This window comes from Streptomyces agglomeratus (assembly GCF_001746415.1).
In the GTDB taxonomy this organism is placed as follows: domain Bacteria; phylum Actinomycetota; class Actinomycetes; order Streptomycetales; family Streptomycetaceae; genus Streptomyces; species Streptomyces agglomeratus.
Genome location: NZ_MEHJ01000001.1, coordinates 382861 through 397393, shown reverse-complemented (window position 1 = coordinate 397393; position 14533 = coordinate 382861). Strand labels below are relative to the sequence as shown.

Here is a 14533-nt window from a genome sequence, read left to right as displayed (position 1 = left end):
GCTGTACCCAACCTCGGGGAAGTCGACCCCGGCCTCCTCCCGGGCAGGTGGGCTTGGGGAACCATGCCCTCAATGTGCTGACGGCCGCGACGGATTTCGGCCTCGATCTGCGGGCGCCGGATCTGGACGTAGTCGCAGATCGTGGAGTACGTCGCGCTGTCGAAGCCGTATCCGGCGGCCAGCCCCTGATGGAGGCGCCGGGCGGTGTACCTCTGGCGCGGTGCGGTCTGGTCCTCCCCGAGGGTCGCGTCCATCCACCGTTTCGCGGGGGCCAGCCACGTCATCCCGTGCTTTGGCATCTTCGGTCGGCGGCACCGCCGACTGCAGAGCCTGTCTCACCGTCCGTCGAGTGCCGTACTTCTCCGCCAACGCGCGCTGGTCGAACTCCAGCTCACACGCATCAGTGCGGCCCACAGGTGCAGCGGGCGGGCCGGGTCGTAGATCCGGGCTGACGGCGCAACCGCCCACGAGAAGACGCGCTCCACAGGGTGCGCCTACCCTGTCATTGAGGTCTCTGCGAGATCGGAGTTCATCATGATCATTCTTGGGGTCATCCTGCTTGTGATCGGCTTCGTGGCCAGCATCTCGATCCTGTGGACCATCGGGATCGTTCTGGTCGCTATCGGAGTGCTCCTATGGATTTTGGGTGCGGTCGGTCACGCGGTCGGCGGTCGCCGGCACTACTGGTAGTCGGCCCTACCCCTGCCCCTCGTCCGGTACGGCTGCCCCCTCGGCCTCGGGAGCGTAGCGTCATGGTCGTCTTCCTGGTACTCCTCGGCAGCGCGGCCGCTCTGGTTGTTATCGGCGCCGTCGTGGACGGAATGCTGTATCTGCTGTCCGTCGGGGTGCTGCTCGCCGTGGTCGCCGTGCTGTATCTGCTCGTGCGCTCGGTATCGCGCTCGCGACGACGCCCGGCCGGTTGAACGTGGCACCTGCGGCCCCTCAAGCCACGAGTTCATGCCGATGAAGCCCTCCACGCCCGCCACCATTCCTCTTCGCTGCGTCGGGCGCGTCGAGCGGTCAGCCGTTCAACCGTGGGGCGCGCCTGGCGGCGGAGCAGCGCTCTCGGACTGGGACAACGAGCACTGGGCTTCGCCGCACTCGGATTTCTCACTCTGGTGCCCCTGCTGATCATCGTCTCCTCGGGAGACCCGGAGAACGGACGGGGATTCGCGCAGTGGCTGGGGGAAGGGCTCGGGGTCTCGAGGGCATCCAGGCAGCAGGTCGAGCATCTGTTCATCCAGCCCGGCCAGGCCCTGCGGACCACGACGGCCTTCGGCATCGCCGCCCTCGCCGTGTTCGGCCTGACCCTCGGTGCCGCGGTCCAGAGCGGTTACGAGAAGGTCTGGGACCTCCCACCGGCCCGCTGGTGGGCCAGGTGGCGGCACGTGGTCTGGCTCACCGTCCTCACCGGATACCTCTTCTTCTCCGCCACCACGACCCTGCGGGACAAGCCCTTGGCGGGCGGGGTGATGGCATCACTGAGCGCCTTGCTGTTCCTCTGGTGGTCCCAGCACATGCTGCTCGGCGGGCGGATCCGCTGGCGCGCCCTGTTCCCCGGCGCCATGGTCACCGTCATCGGGCTGCTCGGCCTGCGCCTCTTCTCCAGACTCGTCTTCTCGCCGTTGATCGCATCCAACACCGTCAGCTTCGGCCCCGTCGGAACCGTCCTCGTGGTCCAGTCCTGGCTGGTCGGTGTAGGCGTCGTCGTCTTCGGCGGCGCGCTGGTGGGCCGGTTGCTGTGCGAAAAACTCCCACGTAGGACACGCACGATGAAACGGCGCAGACGGGACGCGACCTCCTAGCTGCCAGCCCCCCCAGGGCTGGACTCCCTGTTGCAGCTCGGCCACGGGCAGGCTGGCGGTGATGTTGGACTGTCCGGCCGCAAGCGCTGGGTCCTCTGTCCGAGTCGACTTGCAAGCGTCACAACCGGCCCACTTTCCAGCCGTCGCGGACACGCACCTGTCGGACGCCTGATATGCGGCGTAGGCTCATATCAGCGCCACGGAATTCGGCGCGTTGAGCACAGCGGTGATGCAGGATTCTGCCAGAATCCCGTGTACCCCGGAGCGGCGGCGGGGCGGGAGCAGCGCGCAGTCGCGAAGGCTCGATCCTGGTCTTGTTCGGAGGAAGGCCCGCACTTACGGCGTGCGGAACCACCTGCCCCTGAGTGTGTCACTGCGGTGTCGAGCCGTTTCTGACTGAGGCGCTATGCATATTGCGCGCACCCTGCTGGTGAACCAGAACCTGGAAACCCGGATGGGCCTCACCCTGGTGGGAGAGCTGGACCGGGAATCAGTCCCCCTGCTGCAGACGGCTCTTCAGAACTGCCTGCAGCCCGTCGGCCGGGGCGACATCGAGATCAACGTCGAGGGGCTTACGTTCTGCGACGTCAGCGGCCTGAACGCTCTCCTGGCCGCCGCACGTCGGCGGCACGGGCAATTCCGTACGTCTCCACGGTCCATTGCCCGCCGTCGTCAGGCTCTTGGAGGTGACCGACACCTGCTTCCTCACCGATGGCCCCGCCACCGCTCCGGCACTGAGACTCGTTCCTACGGTGCCCCTCGACCAGTGACCTCATAGCGGGGACCAGCTGCCCAACCGTGGACGACTGCGCCAGCCCCCGCTCGGATGCTCTGGGCCAGAACCTTGGCGAAGCCTCACGCTCCGCACAACGTCACGCCTATGAGCCCCGCCCAGAGGGGGGCGGGCGTACGTCCGACGGACGCTCCAGACCATCAGTGACGCATGAATCTCGACACAGGGGACACTTCCGCATCGGCACAGACAGAAGGACGGATCACGTGCCCGATCAACAACTCACCCAAGTCCCGGCTCCCCAAGAATTTTCCGCTGCCTTCGGTACCCGACTGCCCAGAGGAAGCACGGCACCCGGCACACAGCGCTGCCCGGCCGGCCATCAGCACACGATGAGCCCGGTTACCGGAACACAAGGACCGTCATGACCACTCAGGCACCGCTGCGCCCACCCGCACCCGAAGGCCGGTATCCGAGGGGCGGCAGTGACTTCGCCCGGCTCTCGAAACAGATCAAGGAGGCCGGGCTGCTACGCCGCCGGCCCGCCTACTACGCCGTGCGTATCGCGCTCGTCGCTGCCTTGTACCTCGCCGGCTGGGGAGCGTTCCTGCTGGTGGGCAACAGCTGGTGGACGCTCGCCGTTGGTGCTCTTCTGGCCGCCGTGTTCGGACAGGTGGCTCTCGTCGCCCACGACGTGGGGCACCGGCAGGTATTCACGCGAAAGAAAGCGAGCGCTGCCGCCGGCCGCCTCGCGGGAAACCTCGGGATCGGGATGGGATACGGATGGTGGCAGGACAAGCACTCCCGCCATCACGCCAACCCCAACCACGAGGACCTCGACCCGGACGTCGCACCCGACATCTTCGTCTGGAGCCAAGCCCAGGCCCGCCAAGCCTCAAAGCTGCCCCGCATGGTCGGGCGGGCCCAGTCCGTCCTCTTCCTGCCCCTCCTCACCCTTGAGGGATTCAATCTCCACGTAGCCGGCGTCCGCGCCCTCGCGAATCGCTCCCTCAAACAGCGCCGCCTGGAAGGCACCCTGCTGTTCGGACACTTCACCCTCTACTGCGCCCTGCTGTTCGCCGTCCTGCCGCCGGGCAAAGCGGTGGCCTTCCTAGCTGTGCACCAGTGTCTGTTCGGGGTGTACCTGGGCTCCATCTTCGCCCCCAACCACAAAGGGATGCCCACCCTGACGGGACCGCACCGCCCCGACTTCCTGCGCCGCCAGGTCCTCACTTCACGCAACGTCCGCGGCGGACGGATCACCGACGTCATTCTGGGTGGCTTGAACTACCAGATCGAACACCACCTGTTTCCCAGCATGCCGTCCCCGAACCTGCGCCACGCCCAGGCCATCGTCCGCCGGTACTGCGAACAGCTGGGCGTGCCGTACCTCCAGACGGGACTGATCGACTCCTACCGGCAAACGATCAAGAGTCTGCACCACGCCAGTTCCCCCTTGCGGCAGACAGGCTGACCGCCTGCTCAAGCCAATCCGTCAGTGAGCGTGGCTGCGCCGGGCGGACCCCGGTCCGCTGTAAAGAAGTCGCATGATTTTCAAGCATCCGTCCGACCGGGGCGGCTCGCGGAACAAGCCCTTCGAGAGGCTGGCCGAGAACGCCTCACGGTTCACCAGTTCAGCGACGTTCTTCGTGGTGTGCCTGCTCCTGGTCGCCGTGGTCGTCGCCCTGCACCTGATCGGTCTGCCGGTCAAATGGCTCCTGTTCGCGGGCGAGGCGATGTCGGCGGTGACCCTGCTCCTGCTGGCCTTGCTCAAGAACTCCGAGCTACGGGCCGAACGGGCGGTCCAAAGCAAGCTCGACGCAATCGCCGCAGCCCTGCTGGAAGGCCAGGAAGGCCGCGGCCCAGGAAAGGCCCACCAGGAGCTGCGGTCTCTGATTGGATTGGAGGACGACTCATGAGCAACCCGAGTCCCGTTTCTCCTCAACGGAGGCGGACGAGCGGGACACGGTGGACCGGTGGCGGATGCTGCCCCGCAACTCCAACTGTTCAGCGGTGACTGACGAGCAGGATGAGCGACGACGGCTTCGACGACGCTACGGCCAGCGCCCCGAATCCGACAGGTCCGCTGGTCACCGAGGGCCTCGGCTGCTGGCTCGTGGGATCGCCTGGAAGAGGCGGCGCGACCCTCATCGAGGGTGAAGCACCAGTGAGTCGGTGAGGGACCGGTGCCCGTTGCGGGCGATCGACGGCGATGCCGCTCACACCTACCGCGGTTCGGGCACGGGGACCTGGCACCTGATCATGACCGTTCACATCCCGCCCGGTCCTGGCGCTGCAAGCTGACCTGTGTAGCAGGGCAGCCATGCAGGGGCCGTGCCCGTTATTGCTCGGGGAACGAGGTAGCGGGTCCAGCTGTCGTTGGCGTACTTCGCCCACGTCTCGGCAGTGGAGGGGCTGATGCCGAACAGGTCGGCGATGACGAGCAAGCAGCGGACGTGCCGGGTGGTGGCGCTCTGCGGGAGGCTGTCCAGCAGCTCGTGAGTGAGCGGCTCGGCCTGACCGGCGAGCTGGGCGAGGGCCTCGGCGGAAGGGCCGCGGCGCAGCCATCCCAGCACGGGGTAAGAGTTCTCCGCGCTGGTCACGGCGTCGGCCGTCGCCGGCAAATGGTCCGGGACGGCACCGTGGTCGCAGTGGGCAGATCACGGACCCGCTCGCCGGGGTCATCGCGTCCGCAGCAGGCGGTGCGCAGATCGCTGCCGTCGGCAGCGCGGCACGCAAGCGACGACGACACGGCTCATCCAGACTCCGAAATCCGATCACTGGCGCAACGGTCACCCATCGGCGGCAGTCCTGATCGTGATGGTGTCGTTGAGGACTGTGTGGCGGTACACGGTGAACAGCGCGTTCCCGGCAGCGCGCCGGACCCTGGCAGCTGCCCGGTGACCGGCCCTACCGGACAGAGCGGGTGCGCCGTGAACTTCGGCTTCGGCTGGAGGCCGCCGTCGCCTGGCGGCTGGGGATGCAACGGCGACACGAGGATGCTCAGTCCTCGGCCGACGCGCCCATGCCGCCTTTGGCAGACGCCCGCGCTGTAAGCGAGCTGGGTTGTCGTAATCTGCGGCTCATGACTGATGCCACGTCCCCGACTCCGTCCGAAGCCTTCGCGCTGCTGCTGGCCGGCAACCAGCGTTTCGTCGCGGGTACGCCGCAGCACCCGAACCAGGACGCCGCGCGCCGCGCCGAGACTGCCCCGGGCCAGCGTCCGTTCGCGGTGCTCTTCGGCTGTTCTGACTCCCGCCTGGCCGCCGAGATCATCTTCGATCGGGGCCTGGGTGACCTGTTCGTGGTCCGCACTGCGGGCCACGTGGCGGGGGCGGAGGTGCTGGGCAGCATCGAGTACGGCGTGAGCGTGCTGGACAGCCCGCTGGTAGTGGTGCTGGGCCACGACTCGTGCGGCGCGGTCGCGGCCACTCGCGCTGCCCTGACCGACGGCTTGGGCAGCACGACCGGATACGTGCGCGACGTGATCGAGCGCGTCACGCCCAGTGTTCTGGCCGCCCGGGCCGCCGGGCTCAGCGGGGACGACGAGATCATTGACGAGCACATCCGGCACACCGTTGCCCTTCTCCTGGACCGCTCCCGGGCGCTCGCTGACCAGGTCACAGCAGGACGCACGGCCGTGGTGGGCATGTCCTACCAGTTGGCCGACGGCAGTGCCCGACTTGTGACGGCCCGCGGTCTTCCGGCGGAGATGGCTGCCTCGGGCCCGGGGGGCGTTACACCCCACCTGTGAGCGGTTCTCCGGTTGCCGTGCCAGGCCGTCTGGCCCGCTCAGACGGCCTGCACACCCCGGACAGCCGTAAGGCGATTGGTGCCGCCACCGAGGTGCCGGACACTGGTCAACTTCTTCTCAAGGAGTGAATGGGCTGCGCTGCCAGCCAGGCCCTGGTAAGCGGGCCTGGGGCGGCATCGGCCTGTAGCTCGTATGCGTCGCCAACCCAGGGACCCGGTGGGACCCGGTGGGGCGACGTGTGGTGGCACCGGGTTCACCTCGATGCGCCCAGTGATCTATCGGTTCTGCGGGCATCGGAGGCATGGGGGCTGCCCCTCCCGCGTGGACCGTATGCCGCGGTGTTGGGCTTCCCCGCGCACTCATGGACCCGCACCCGCATCTTGGCTGGTGATGTCTGTGGGCACCCGCGCTAGCTGTATTGCCCTGTGAGGTTGGGGACGCGGCTGGCGGGTGGTTTGCCTGCGAGCGCGGTGTGTCCGCGGTGGTGATTGTAGGTGTGGAGCCAGTGTGGGAAGGCGTCGCGTCGTTCTTGTTCTGATCGGTAGGGGCGGGCGTAGGCCCATTCGTCGAGCAGGGTGCGGTTGAAGGGTTCGACCTTGCCGTTGGTCTGCGGCCGGTAGGGCCGGGTTCGCTTGTGGGCGATCCCGGCCGCCGCCAGGGCATCGTGCCAGTCGCGTGAGCGGTAGCAGGAGCCGTTGTCGGTCAGGACGCGCTCGACGGTGATGCGAGAAGGCCGTCACGCGCCGCCCGAGCGCGTCGGCCAGGTGTACCCGTGTCGATCCTGTCACCGGCCAAGGACACGGCCGGACTGCCCGGGGTCTACGGTGTGGTCGTGTTTCCAGCTGCGGAGGCGCGTTGAGTGCTTCGGTGGCGCTGGGGTGGGAGGGCATGAGGGTGCTGATGCCGGTGAGGTCGAGCATGGGGCGTGTCCTCGGGCAGGTTCGAGAACCGGCTCCGCCTCGCTCGCAGGCCATTCGGCCAGCAGCCAGCACGCGGGCAGTTCCGGCCCCTCGACCGCCTTGCGGATCTCGCGACCGGGAGCCGGCGGACTCGGTAGTCGGGTGGGCCTCATCGGCCGCCGGCGAAGTGTGGGTCGGCAGGGGTGCTGGACGCGGCACCATCGGCTTTGGCCGCATCGGCGAGGGCCTCGGCAGCAGCCTTTGCCGCCTGCGCGGCGTCGTCGGCGACCTGGGCGGCCCTGTCGTCCGACGGGCTCTCCCGGGTGGCCGATGACTGGGGCAGTACCTCGCTGAAGGCGCGGGACACTCCCTGGAGTGCGGAGGTGACCTCGCTGGGGATTACCCAGAGTGTGCTGCCCGAGCCCTGCGCGAGTTGGGGCAGCATTTGGAGGTACTGGTAGGCGAGCAGTTTGGGGTCGGGGTCGTTGCGGTGTACTGCCTGGAACACCTCGTCGATGGCCCGGGACTGTCCCTCGGCCTTGAGGATCTCCGCGGTGCGGTTGCCCTCCGCTCGAAGGACGGCGGACTGCTTGTCGCCTTCAGCGGTGAGGATCTGCGACTGGCGTTGTCCCTCGGCGCCGAGAATGGCGGCCCGCTTGTCGCGCTCGGCCCGCATCTGCTTCTGCATCGCGTCTTTGATGGACTGCGGGGGGTCGATGGCCTTGATCTCCACACGGTTGACTCTCAGCCCCCACTTGCCCGTGGCTTCGTCCAGGACGCCACGGAGCTGGTTGTTGATGGTGTCGCGTGAGGTGAGTGTCCTTTCCAGGTCCATGGACCCCACAACGTTGCGCAAGGTGGTGACAGTGAGCTGCTCGACTGCCTGCAGGAAATTCGCGATCTCGTAAAAGGCTGCGCGTGGGTCGGTGACCTGAAAGTACAGGACGGTATCGATCTCGACGACCAGATTGTCCTCGGTGATCACCGGCTGCGGTCGAAACGATACGACCTGCTCCCGCAGATCGATCACCGGATGGACACGGTCGATGTAAGGGATCACCACGTTGAGGCCGGGCTTCAGCGTGCGGTGGTAGCGGCCGAGTCTTTCGACGTTGCGGGCGCGTGCCTGCGGCACGATGCGTACGGCCCGCAACACGGTGAAGACTGCGAAAAGCGCGACGAGCAATCCAGCAATAAGGAATGCCGAGGCTTCCATGGCTCACTCCCGGGGGTAAACGAGCGCGGTGGTGCCGCTGATCTCTATGACATCGACGGTCGCTCCGGGAGGAATCACCAGCGTCTCGTCATAGGCGCGGGCGGTCCATTCCTCGCCTCCGATACGAACCCTTCCTCCGGTGACCGTTATTTCGGAGACCACGTAGGCGGCCCTGCCGACCAGTGCATCAATGCCAAAGCGTTCCGCCTGGGGCTGCAGCATGCGGCGCAGCGCAAGAGGACGCACGAACAGCACGCTGACCACAGCGACGATGGTGAACACCACGAACTGCAAGGGCAGCGCAAGCCCTACTGCGGCGCACCCGGATGTCACCAGAGCGGCCCCACCCAGCAGTCCGAGGGCAGCAGTGAGCGTGAAGATCTCCGCCACAGCCAACACTGCTGCGACGACCAACCAGATCAGCCACGGATCCATTGCGTGCCCCTCCCAGCCGGTGACGCCGCGCTATTGGCCGGCCGACTTCCCCGGACCATCTGAATATGACGCTGCTTGCGGGAGTCTGCGTAGCGAGCCGGTTGCGATGAGCCCAGAGCCTCAGTCGATTGACTACTTTGTGGTAATTTTACCCATATTAGGCGGTAGGAAACCGGCCTTGCCTCGCAGGGGGAACGATCTGGTCGTCAATCGTTGAGGGCATGGAACACGCCGTCCGAGGGGCCTGCGCTGTTCCGAGTGGACGCCCAACAGCTCAGTCGGCTCGCCGGGCCCTGGACGATTTGCATTCACCGACGCGGTTCCAGCGGGCCCCCTGCGTCCGGCGGCACGAGCGCGGACACGGCTGCGCGTGGAAGAGCCGCAGCGTGGCCGACGACTTCGGCTGACAGCCCGCCGTTGGCTTTCCGCGCATCTGCCTCGCCGAAGCCGGCCGGAGGTGTCACGCGATGGTCGTGACGCGGCGGGAGTCCTCCGTGGCGCGTGGGCCGCCACAGCGTGTGGACGACATGCCGCGGGGTGAGTAGCGCGAGTGCGGCGCCGCCCAGCGTCACCAGCCCAGTTCGTCAGTTTCAGTCCCTTGGCGTAGTCGCATCGGGCAGGAAGAAGTGAGCCTCAGCCGACCGGCGCGACGATCATCATTCGGACGCCGGACTGTTGACCACCATGAGTGTCGAACAATGCTGGCACTTCGACGGCACTTTGCGTGATGTGAGCGAAGCCCGCAGTTGGGCCTCCGACTTTCTCTGCGGCCTCAGCCGCATGCACCCGCCCGCGAGTTCGGATGCTCACGATGACGTGCTGCTCGTGGTCTCCGCACTGTCCTCCAACGCGTTCGCTTTCGCTCCCGGCCCCTTCACCCTCACCCTGGGGAGCACCCTGAGCGGGAGGGTGCACGTCGCCCTGACCGACACCAACCCGACAGAGCCCCGGCCACGGCCGTTCGACCTCAACGGATGCGGTGGGCTGGGCTGGCACCTCATCAACGCGCTGGCAGAGCAGACGATCATCGGTCCAGAGGTTGACGGCAAGACGGTGCATACCTTCCTGCCGTGGTGATCAAAGGTGAGTTCCAGTTCGACGACAGCGTGGACGTCAGCAGGTAGACCACCTGGAGCAAGCCGCACCATCACCACGGATGGTGAGGCAGCACGGGTCAATTCCGCCCTCTACAGCCCGGCCAGGTGCCAGTGTCCGGCGGCGGTCGCGTGCTCTGACGCCGTGCGCCGTCGCAGGCTTGCCCCATGCCCGACACCAGGCTTCCCCAGGTCGCCCTTGCCCGATACTTTGCCCGCGTCAGTTTACTAGACCCGTACTTCGCGGGTGACCGTTTTAGGTCTGTGGCCAGCGGGTTTGCGTGATGTCGGTGTCGAGTAGGTCGAGGAGGTGGAGTTGGACGCCGCGGTTGATCTGGACGGTTGGCGGGTCGGTGACGTTGCCGATCCGCAGGGTGAGTTCGCCGAGCTGGTAGAGGATCATCCGGCCGGTGGGGCGGACGCGGCGGTTGTCCGGGTAGAGGCCGGGCATGGTCTCGTCGGGGCCGAGCGCGCGTCTAACCTGCCGCTCAATCAGGCAGAAGACGAGCAGGGCCAGGCAGATGACCTGGATCAGCGCGGCGACGCGCCGGTTGTGCTGCACGAAGACCGGTGCCACCGCGAGGGGGCCCTTGAAGTCGTGGTAACGCCGTTCGACGGTGCCCTGGCCCTTGTAATGGATCAGGACGTGGGCCGGGCCGGCTTTCTCGGCCGGGACGCTGGTGATCAGCGCCCACCAGCCGTCGACGGCTGTTTCGGCTCCCAGTACGTCCTGGTCGAAGTGCCAGGTGAGGCTGGGGGTGCCGTGCTCGTCGGTGGTGATGTGCCAGCGCAGGCAGGAGGTGACGCGGCGCTTGGTCGCGATGACGCCGATCCGGGCAACGATCTTCTCTCTGGTCTTGTAGTGCCGTCCGCCCGCCGCGGCGGTGAGCCTGTCGAGGTCTTCGGCGGCTTTGGCCAGTCGTTTGGCCCGGGCAGCCTGCTGGCCGGCCGCGACGGCGGTGGAGTGGACCAGGATCCGGCGCACGGTCAGCGGCGGATCGCTTTTGCGGCGGCCGGTCAGCGTGTGGGTGTCCTCCAGGACCCGGTAGGTCTCCCGTTCCGCCTCGGGTTTCCTCTCGTCCCGCTCAGGCACCCGGTCGACGGGCTCGCCCCGCTGAGGATCCAGGACCGCGTAGACCTCGTCCTTGATCTGCGCGGCTGGGACGGGCGCGACGAACTCCACCCCGGCCTCAAGCAGGGCGGTGATGTTGGAGTAGGACACCAGCTTGGAGTCGGCGACCATCAAGAACTCGCGGGTGCCGGCCATCGCTTTGAGGTCGTTCATCGCGCCGACGACCTGACGGACCTCGGCGGCGGCGCCGTCGAAGACCCGGGAGTGCACGGGGATCCCGCCGTCGGCTGTCACCGCGAGCCCGGTCTGGATCTGCTTCAGGTCCAGCCGCCGGTCCTTGGGATGCCCGTTGCAGGCGATCAGCGGGTACTGCTCGTCCTGGTCCTGGGCGGGGAAGGCGCCGTGGACGGACATGCTGGTCATGTCCCAGTGCAGCCGCGAGACGTCGATCCCGAACTCGGTGATCGCCCGCGCGCCGACGGTGCCGGCGACGACTTCCAGCTTCGGGGCGATCGCGTCCAGCGCACGGGCCAGGCGATCGTCGTTGAGGAGGTCTGGTGTGATGCCGAAGACCTCCTCCACCGCCCAGGTGCGGGCCCAGTCCCCGACGCGCACCAGCGGTGCGGGCGAGGTCAGCCGGTTGGCCACCAGCGCCTCGATGACCTGCCCGTGCGTCAGATGCGCGCTCGCGCCGCCTGGACACACCTCGTCGACGATCCCGGCCACGTCCAGCCGGCGCAGAAACTCGGCAGCGACAGGCAGAGCGCCCAGACGCTTTTCCACCACGGACGTCACCACCACTTCAAGGCGCTGACGCTCAGATCGTGGCCGCGGGGACCGGGAAGTCATCGACACATCCGGACCAACGCCCTGCGACCGGCCCGGGACACTCCCGGACCGGTCACACCATACGAATCAACGACCCGCGAAGTACGGGACTAGAGGGGAGTCGAGGTACCAGATTTGCGGGTGCAGTTGGCAGGCAAAGGCCCCCAGCCGGATTGTGACGGCCACGCCGGGGGCCCAGCACCCTATCTACACGTAGACAGTCTCACCGGTCCGGCGTGAGTGCGCCGCCGCCACGCCTAGCTCACCCGAACGACCCCTGAGGAGCCCTGCCGCATGTTCGGTCGTTGAAGCCCAGCGGGTAGCCAAGCCCGGGTCGTGGTTGCTTGTCGGGCACGGGTTGATCCGTCGGCGAGTGCGCGTAACGCCTGTGTGCGGTCGATCGCGCGAGTACGTCCGCCGCCGACGTGCACGGCCGTAGGCAAGTCGGCCCTCGCCGACGTCGAGAGGATCACCCAGTCCGCAGGCGGCGGAGGACGGCGGGCAGCGAACTCGGCCTGGCGCTGCTCTGGACGAGCTTGACATTCCGGCAAGCGGAGCGAGCACTACGGTCCGTCGGCATGTTGGGCCGCGAAGGCAGGTTCGGGCCCTGGCGGGGTACGGGCGGCCGGGGCGGGTGACTCACGCTTCGCAGTGCCGTCCCGCCATGCCGTGCTCGCGTGCCCGCCGAACGGCGGCCAGACCGGTGCCACCGGCTGTGGCGGCTCGGCGCATCATCCCCAGATGTTGCTGTTCGGGGCGCTGCTGCTCACCGTGCAGGGCGTTGAGGACCAGCAGGCCCGCGGTCAGCGCGGGCACCGCCCACTGCAGCAGGACGAGCTGACGCTGCGCCTGTTCAAGCTCGATGGGGTGCTCGGCGGCCGTCTCGGCGTCTCTGGGGTCCAGGGATGAGGCGAGTTCGACCTTCTTGCCCACGACGCGGGTGTAGGCGGTCGCGGCTAGGGCTGCTCCTGTGAGCGCCAGCTTGGCCACGGTGGAGGCGCCCACGCCCTGCTGGTAGGCCACCCGGTCGCTGTTCGCACCCAGCAGGCCGGCCCCGCCCACCAGATGAGCACCGATCGCTGCTGCGTTCACCGGTGTCCAGGCTGCCCAGCCGGCGCTGGCGATCCGCGCGGTGGACATCTCATCGTCCCCAGTCTTCTTCGCCGCGCCGTTGAGGCCGATGGCACCCATCAGGGAGCCACCGAACCAGGCCGCCAGCCCGATGTCGTGCAGACTGCGCAGGGCCGTGTTGCGTTCTGACATGCGAATCCTTCCAAGACTCAAGCCCCGTGACCCAGGGCACCGCAACCAGCCTCGGCGTGATCACCGGCACAGACCACACAGGGAGCGCATACGGGCTACCAGCCCATCTCAGGCCGCTGTCGCAGGGCGGCCCGGGCACGATGCTTCGGTGAGGGCGCGGCGGCACTGAGAAGGGCAAGGCGTGAGATCAGCAGGGCTCTCGTGGTCGATCAGCGCGAGCGTCTTGCGGTGCGCGGCGTCCTGGGTGGTGAGCCAGGCCGCGTCGTACGCAGAGCTGCCGTCCTTCGCCTGCACGGCGGCCAGTTCCTTCTTCTGCTCCGCGGATGGGGAAGCCGGCAGCGTCACGTTCAGCCTGCCCGCGAGCGTCTTCACATCCGCGTCCAGCTTGGTGTGGTCGCGCACCAGCACGGCACCCACGTGCTTCACGCACGTGCTGGTCGCGTTTTCTGTGCGTCGTGCCCGGCCGCGATCTCGGCGAGGTTGCCTTGATGGGCCTACATCAGGAACATCTCGTCCTGGCCGCTCACGCCTGCGTCGGCGAACGCAGGGGGTGCGGATATGCCGGACAGCGCCACCGCCGCAACAGCAGCGGATATCAGCCGTCCACGCATCGGTACTGCTCCCTTCGAACCGGCACGGCGGCACAGCCGACGTCGCGCCGGTGATCGGATCGGACGCATGAGACAGCGCCCAGCACGTATCCATCCCACCCTCATGCCGGGCCTTCACAGACCGGGCCGGTCGTTCACCCAGGTAGCCGACAGGAGGGGGCGCGACGGCCCGCCCGGGCATCAGGTGCACTGCCTGTCCTAAATGCTCTGTCGCCAAGCGATGTGATCCCCGGCTTGTTTAGGGCGTGTCTTGTGGGAGCCCGTGGCCACCCGGCCCTTCGGTGAGGTGGCTTGGGGTGGGAACTCCCGGTCCGTTGGGGCCCCAGGGCGAGCAATCCGAGATCCGCGAATGTGCACGCCTCGACCGAGAGGCAGCGGGTGAATCTCGGGTCACGGTTCGGTCGGGTGACGCGTGGTGGGCGGTGCCGTTGGGCCGGGGCAGGGGCCATTGGGGGCATGCTGATGAGCAGGTGCTCGTGTGGCGTCGGCGGGCAGCGTGGTGCGGGGCGGCCGTCCATCCACCCTGGGAGGCAGCTCATCAGGGGGGACGAGACGGCCGCCGGACCGGACGGCCGCCCCGTTCCTGACCACTTGCCCGGTTAGCGACGGATGATGTTCTGTGCCTGTGGGCCCTTCGGACCTTGGCCGATGTTGAAGGTGAGGTGCTCGCCCCCGGTCCGTTCTCGGGTGGTGTACCTGGAGCGGTTGACCAGCGATCTCTACCTGGAGAACCATCCGACGCGCAGCACTACAGCGTGATGTACGACCACCTCCAGGTCCACGCCCTCGCTCCTGACAGCACCCGCGACTTCATCGCTGACGC

Annotated in this window: 14 protein-coding genes and 2 pseudogenes; 9 read left to right on the top strand and 7 right to left on the bottom strand. The window is 67.6% G+C overall.

Annotation, left to right across the window (positions count from 1 at the left end; translation table 11 throughout):
- Positions 1–534 precede the first annotated feature (534 nt).
- From AS594_RS44410 to AS594_RS45865, 7 genes and pseudogenes are all read left to right on the top strand, one after another.
- A complete protein-coding gene (locus tag AS594_RS44410) occupies positions 535–690 on the top strand; it encodes a DUF6131 family protein (protein ID WP_167367970.1) in 156 nt (51 codons plus the stop codon).
- A gap of 62 nt (positions 691–752) precedes the next feature.
- Positions 753–923 (top strand): hypothetical protein, encoded by a 171-nt coding sequence (locus AS594_RS44405; protein WP_167367969.1) that lies wholly within the window; start codon positions 753–755, stop codon positions 921–923.
- Between the two features lie 111 nt (positions 924–1034).
- The gene (locus AS594_RS01490; RefSeq protein ID WP_240508894.1) at positions 1035–1805 is read left to right on the top strand and encodes a YihY/virulence factor BrkB family protein; all 771 of its coding nucleotides are present in this window, start codon (positions 1035–1037) and stop codon (positions 1803–1805) included.
- 406 nt (positions 1806–2211) lie between these two features.
- Positions 2212–2583, top strand: a complete 372-nt coding sequence (locus AS594_RS47855; protein ID WP_079148679.1) for an STAS domain-containing protein — start codon at positions 2212–2214, stop codon at positions 2581–2583.
- A 379-nt stretch (positions 2584–2962) separates the two neighbouring features.
- Positions 2963–4012, top strand: a complete 1050-nt coding sequence (locus AS594_RS01485; protein WP_069925269.1) for a fatty acid desaturase family protein — start codon at positions 2963–2965, stop codon at positions 4010–4012.
- A 73-nt stretch (positions 4013–4085) separates the two neighbouring features.
- Positions 4086–4457: a low affinity iron permease family protein gene (locus AS594_RS01480; RefSeq protein WP_069933630.1), complete on the top strand. Its 372-nt coding sequence runs from the start codon at positions 4086–4088 to the stop codon at positions 4455–4457.
- A gap of 286 nt (positions 4458–4743) precedes the next feature.
- Positions 4744–4842 (top strand): annotated as a pseudogene (locus AS594_RS45865) (XRE family transcriptional regulator); the annotation flags it as partial.
- On the opposite strand, the gene AS594_RS01475 reads toward AS594_RS45865, so the two are convergent.
- On the bottom strand, positions 4809–5141 hold the full coding sequence (locus tag AS594_RS01475; protein WP_141746891.1) for a hypothetical protein: 333 nt from the start codon (positions 5139–5141) through the stop codon (positions 4809–4811). The pseudogene AS594_RS45865 and the gene AS594_RS01475 overlap by 34 nt on opposite strands.
- A gap of 482 nt (positions 5142–5623) precedes the next feature.
- On the opposite strand from AS594_RS01475, the gene AS594_RS01470 reads away from it, so the two are divergent.
- Entirely contained in the window at positions 5624–6292 is a 669-nt protein-coding gene (locus tag AS594_RS01470) for a carbonic anhydrase (protein ID WP_069925266.1), read from the top strand.
- A gap of 409 nt (positions 6293–6701) precedes the next feature.
- Here the strand turns inward: AS594_RS01470 and AS594_RS40630 are convergent.
- From AS594_RS40630 to AS594_RS01460, 3 genes and pseudogenes are all read right to left on the bottom strand, one after another.
- Positions 6702–7016: pseudogene (locus AS594_RS40630) on the bottom strand (integrase core domain-containing protein); the annotation flags it as partial.
- Positions 7017–7360: 344 nt separating this feature from the next.
- Positions 7361–8407: an SPFH domain-containing protein gene (locus AS594_RS01465; RefSeq protein WP_069925265.1), complete on the bottom strand. Its 1047-nt coding sequence runs from the start codon at positions 8405–8407 to the stop codon at positions 7361–7363.
- Between the two features lie 3 nt (positions 8408–8410).
- On the bottom strand, positions 8411–8842 hold the full coding sequence (locus AS594_RS01460; protein WP_069925264.1) for an NfeD family protein: 432 nt from the start codon (positions 8840–8842) through the stop codon (positions 8411–8413).
- A 675-nt stretch (positions 8843–9517) separates the two neighbouring features.
- Between AS594_RS01460 and AS594_RS01455 the strand changes: the two genes are divergently transcribed.
- Positions 9518–9919, top strand: coding sequence for an ATP-binding protein (locus AS594_RS01455; protein WP_420877763.1), 402 nt, complete (start codon positions 9518–9520; stop codon positions 9917–9919).
- Between the two features lie 273 nt (positions 9920–10192).
- On the opposite strand, the gene AS594_RS45860 is transcribed toward AS594_RS01455, so the two are convergent.
- The 3 genes from AS594_RS45860 to AS594_RS01440 form a co-directional block, all read right to left on the bottom strand.
- Positions 10193–11794: an IS1634 family transposase gene (locus tag AS594_RS45860; RefSeq protein WP_240508893.1), complete on the bottom strand. Its 1602-nt coding sequence runs from the start codon at positions 11792–11794 to the stop codon at positions 10193–10195.
- 681 nt (positions 11795–12475) lie between these two features.
- Positions 12476–13099, bottom strand: coding sequence for a hypothetical protein (locus AS594_RS01445; protein ID WP_069933631.1), 624 nt, complete (start codon positions 13097–13099; stop codon positions 12476–12478).
- A 108-nt stretch (positions 13100–13207) separates the two neighbouring features.
- Entirely contained in the window at positions 13208–13525 is a 318-nt protein-coding gene (locus AS594_RS01440) for a DUF4142 domain-containing protein (protein WP_240508892.1), read from the bottom strand.
- Between the last annotated feature and the right edge of the window lie 1008 nt (positions 13526–14533).

Excerpts from the sequence above, each read along its gene's own strand:
- AS594_RS01485 (WP_069925269.1), top strand. The coding sequence starts at position 2,963 with ATGACCACTCAGGCACCGCTGCGCCCACCCGCACCCGAAGGCCGGTAT.
- AS594_RS44410 (WP_167367970.1), top strand. The coding sequence starts at position 535 with ATGATCATTCTTGGGGTCATCCTGCTTGTGATCGGCTTCGTGGCCAGC.
- AS594_RS01470 (WP_069925266.1), top strand. The coding sequence starts at position 5,624 with ATGACTGATGCCACGTCCCCGACTCCGTCCGAAGCCTTCGCGCTGCTG.
- AS594_RS01480 (WP_069933630.1), top strand. The coding sequence starts at position 4,086 with ATGATTTTCAAGCATCCGTCCGACCGGGGCGGCTCGCGGAACAAGCCC.
- AS594_RS01460 (WP_069925264.1), bottom strand. The coding sequence starts at position 8,842 with ATGGATCCGTGGCTGATCTGGTTGGTCGTCGCAGCAGTGTTGGCTGTG.
- AS594_RS44405 (WP_167367969.1), top strand. The coding sequence starts at position 753 with ATGGTCGTCTTCCTGGTACTCCTCGGCAGCGCGGCCGCTCTGGTTGTT.
- AS594_RS47855 (WP_079148679.1), top strand. The coding sequence starts at position 2,212 with ATGCATATTGCGCGCACCCTGCTGGTGAACCAGAACCTGGAAACCCGG.
- AS594_RS01465 (WP_069925265.1), bottom strand. The coding sequence starts at position 8,407 with ATGGAAGCCTCGGCATTCCTTATTGCTGGATTGCTCGTCGCGCTTTTC.
- AS594_RS01445 (WP_069933631.1), bottom strand. The coding sequence starts at position 13,099 with ATGTCAGAACGCAACACGGCCCTGCGCAGTCTGCACGACATCGGGCTG.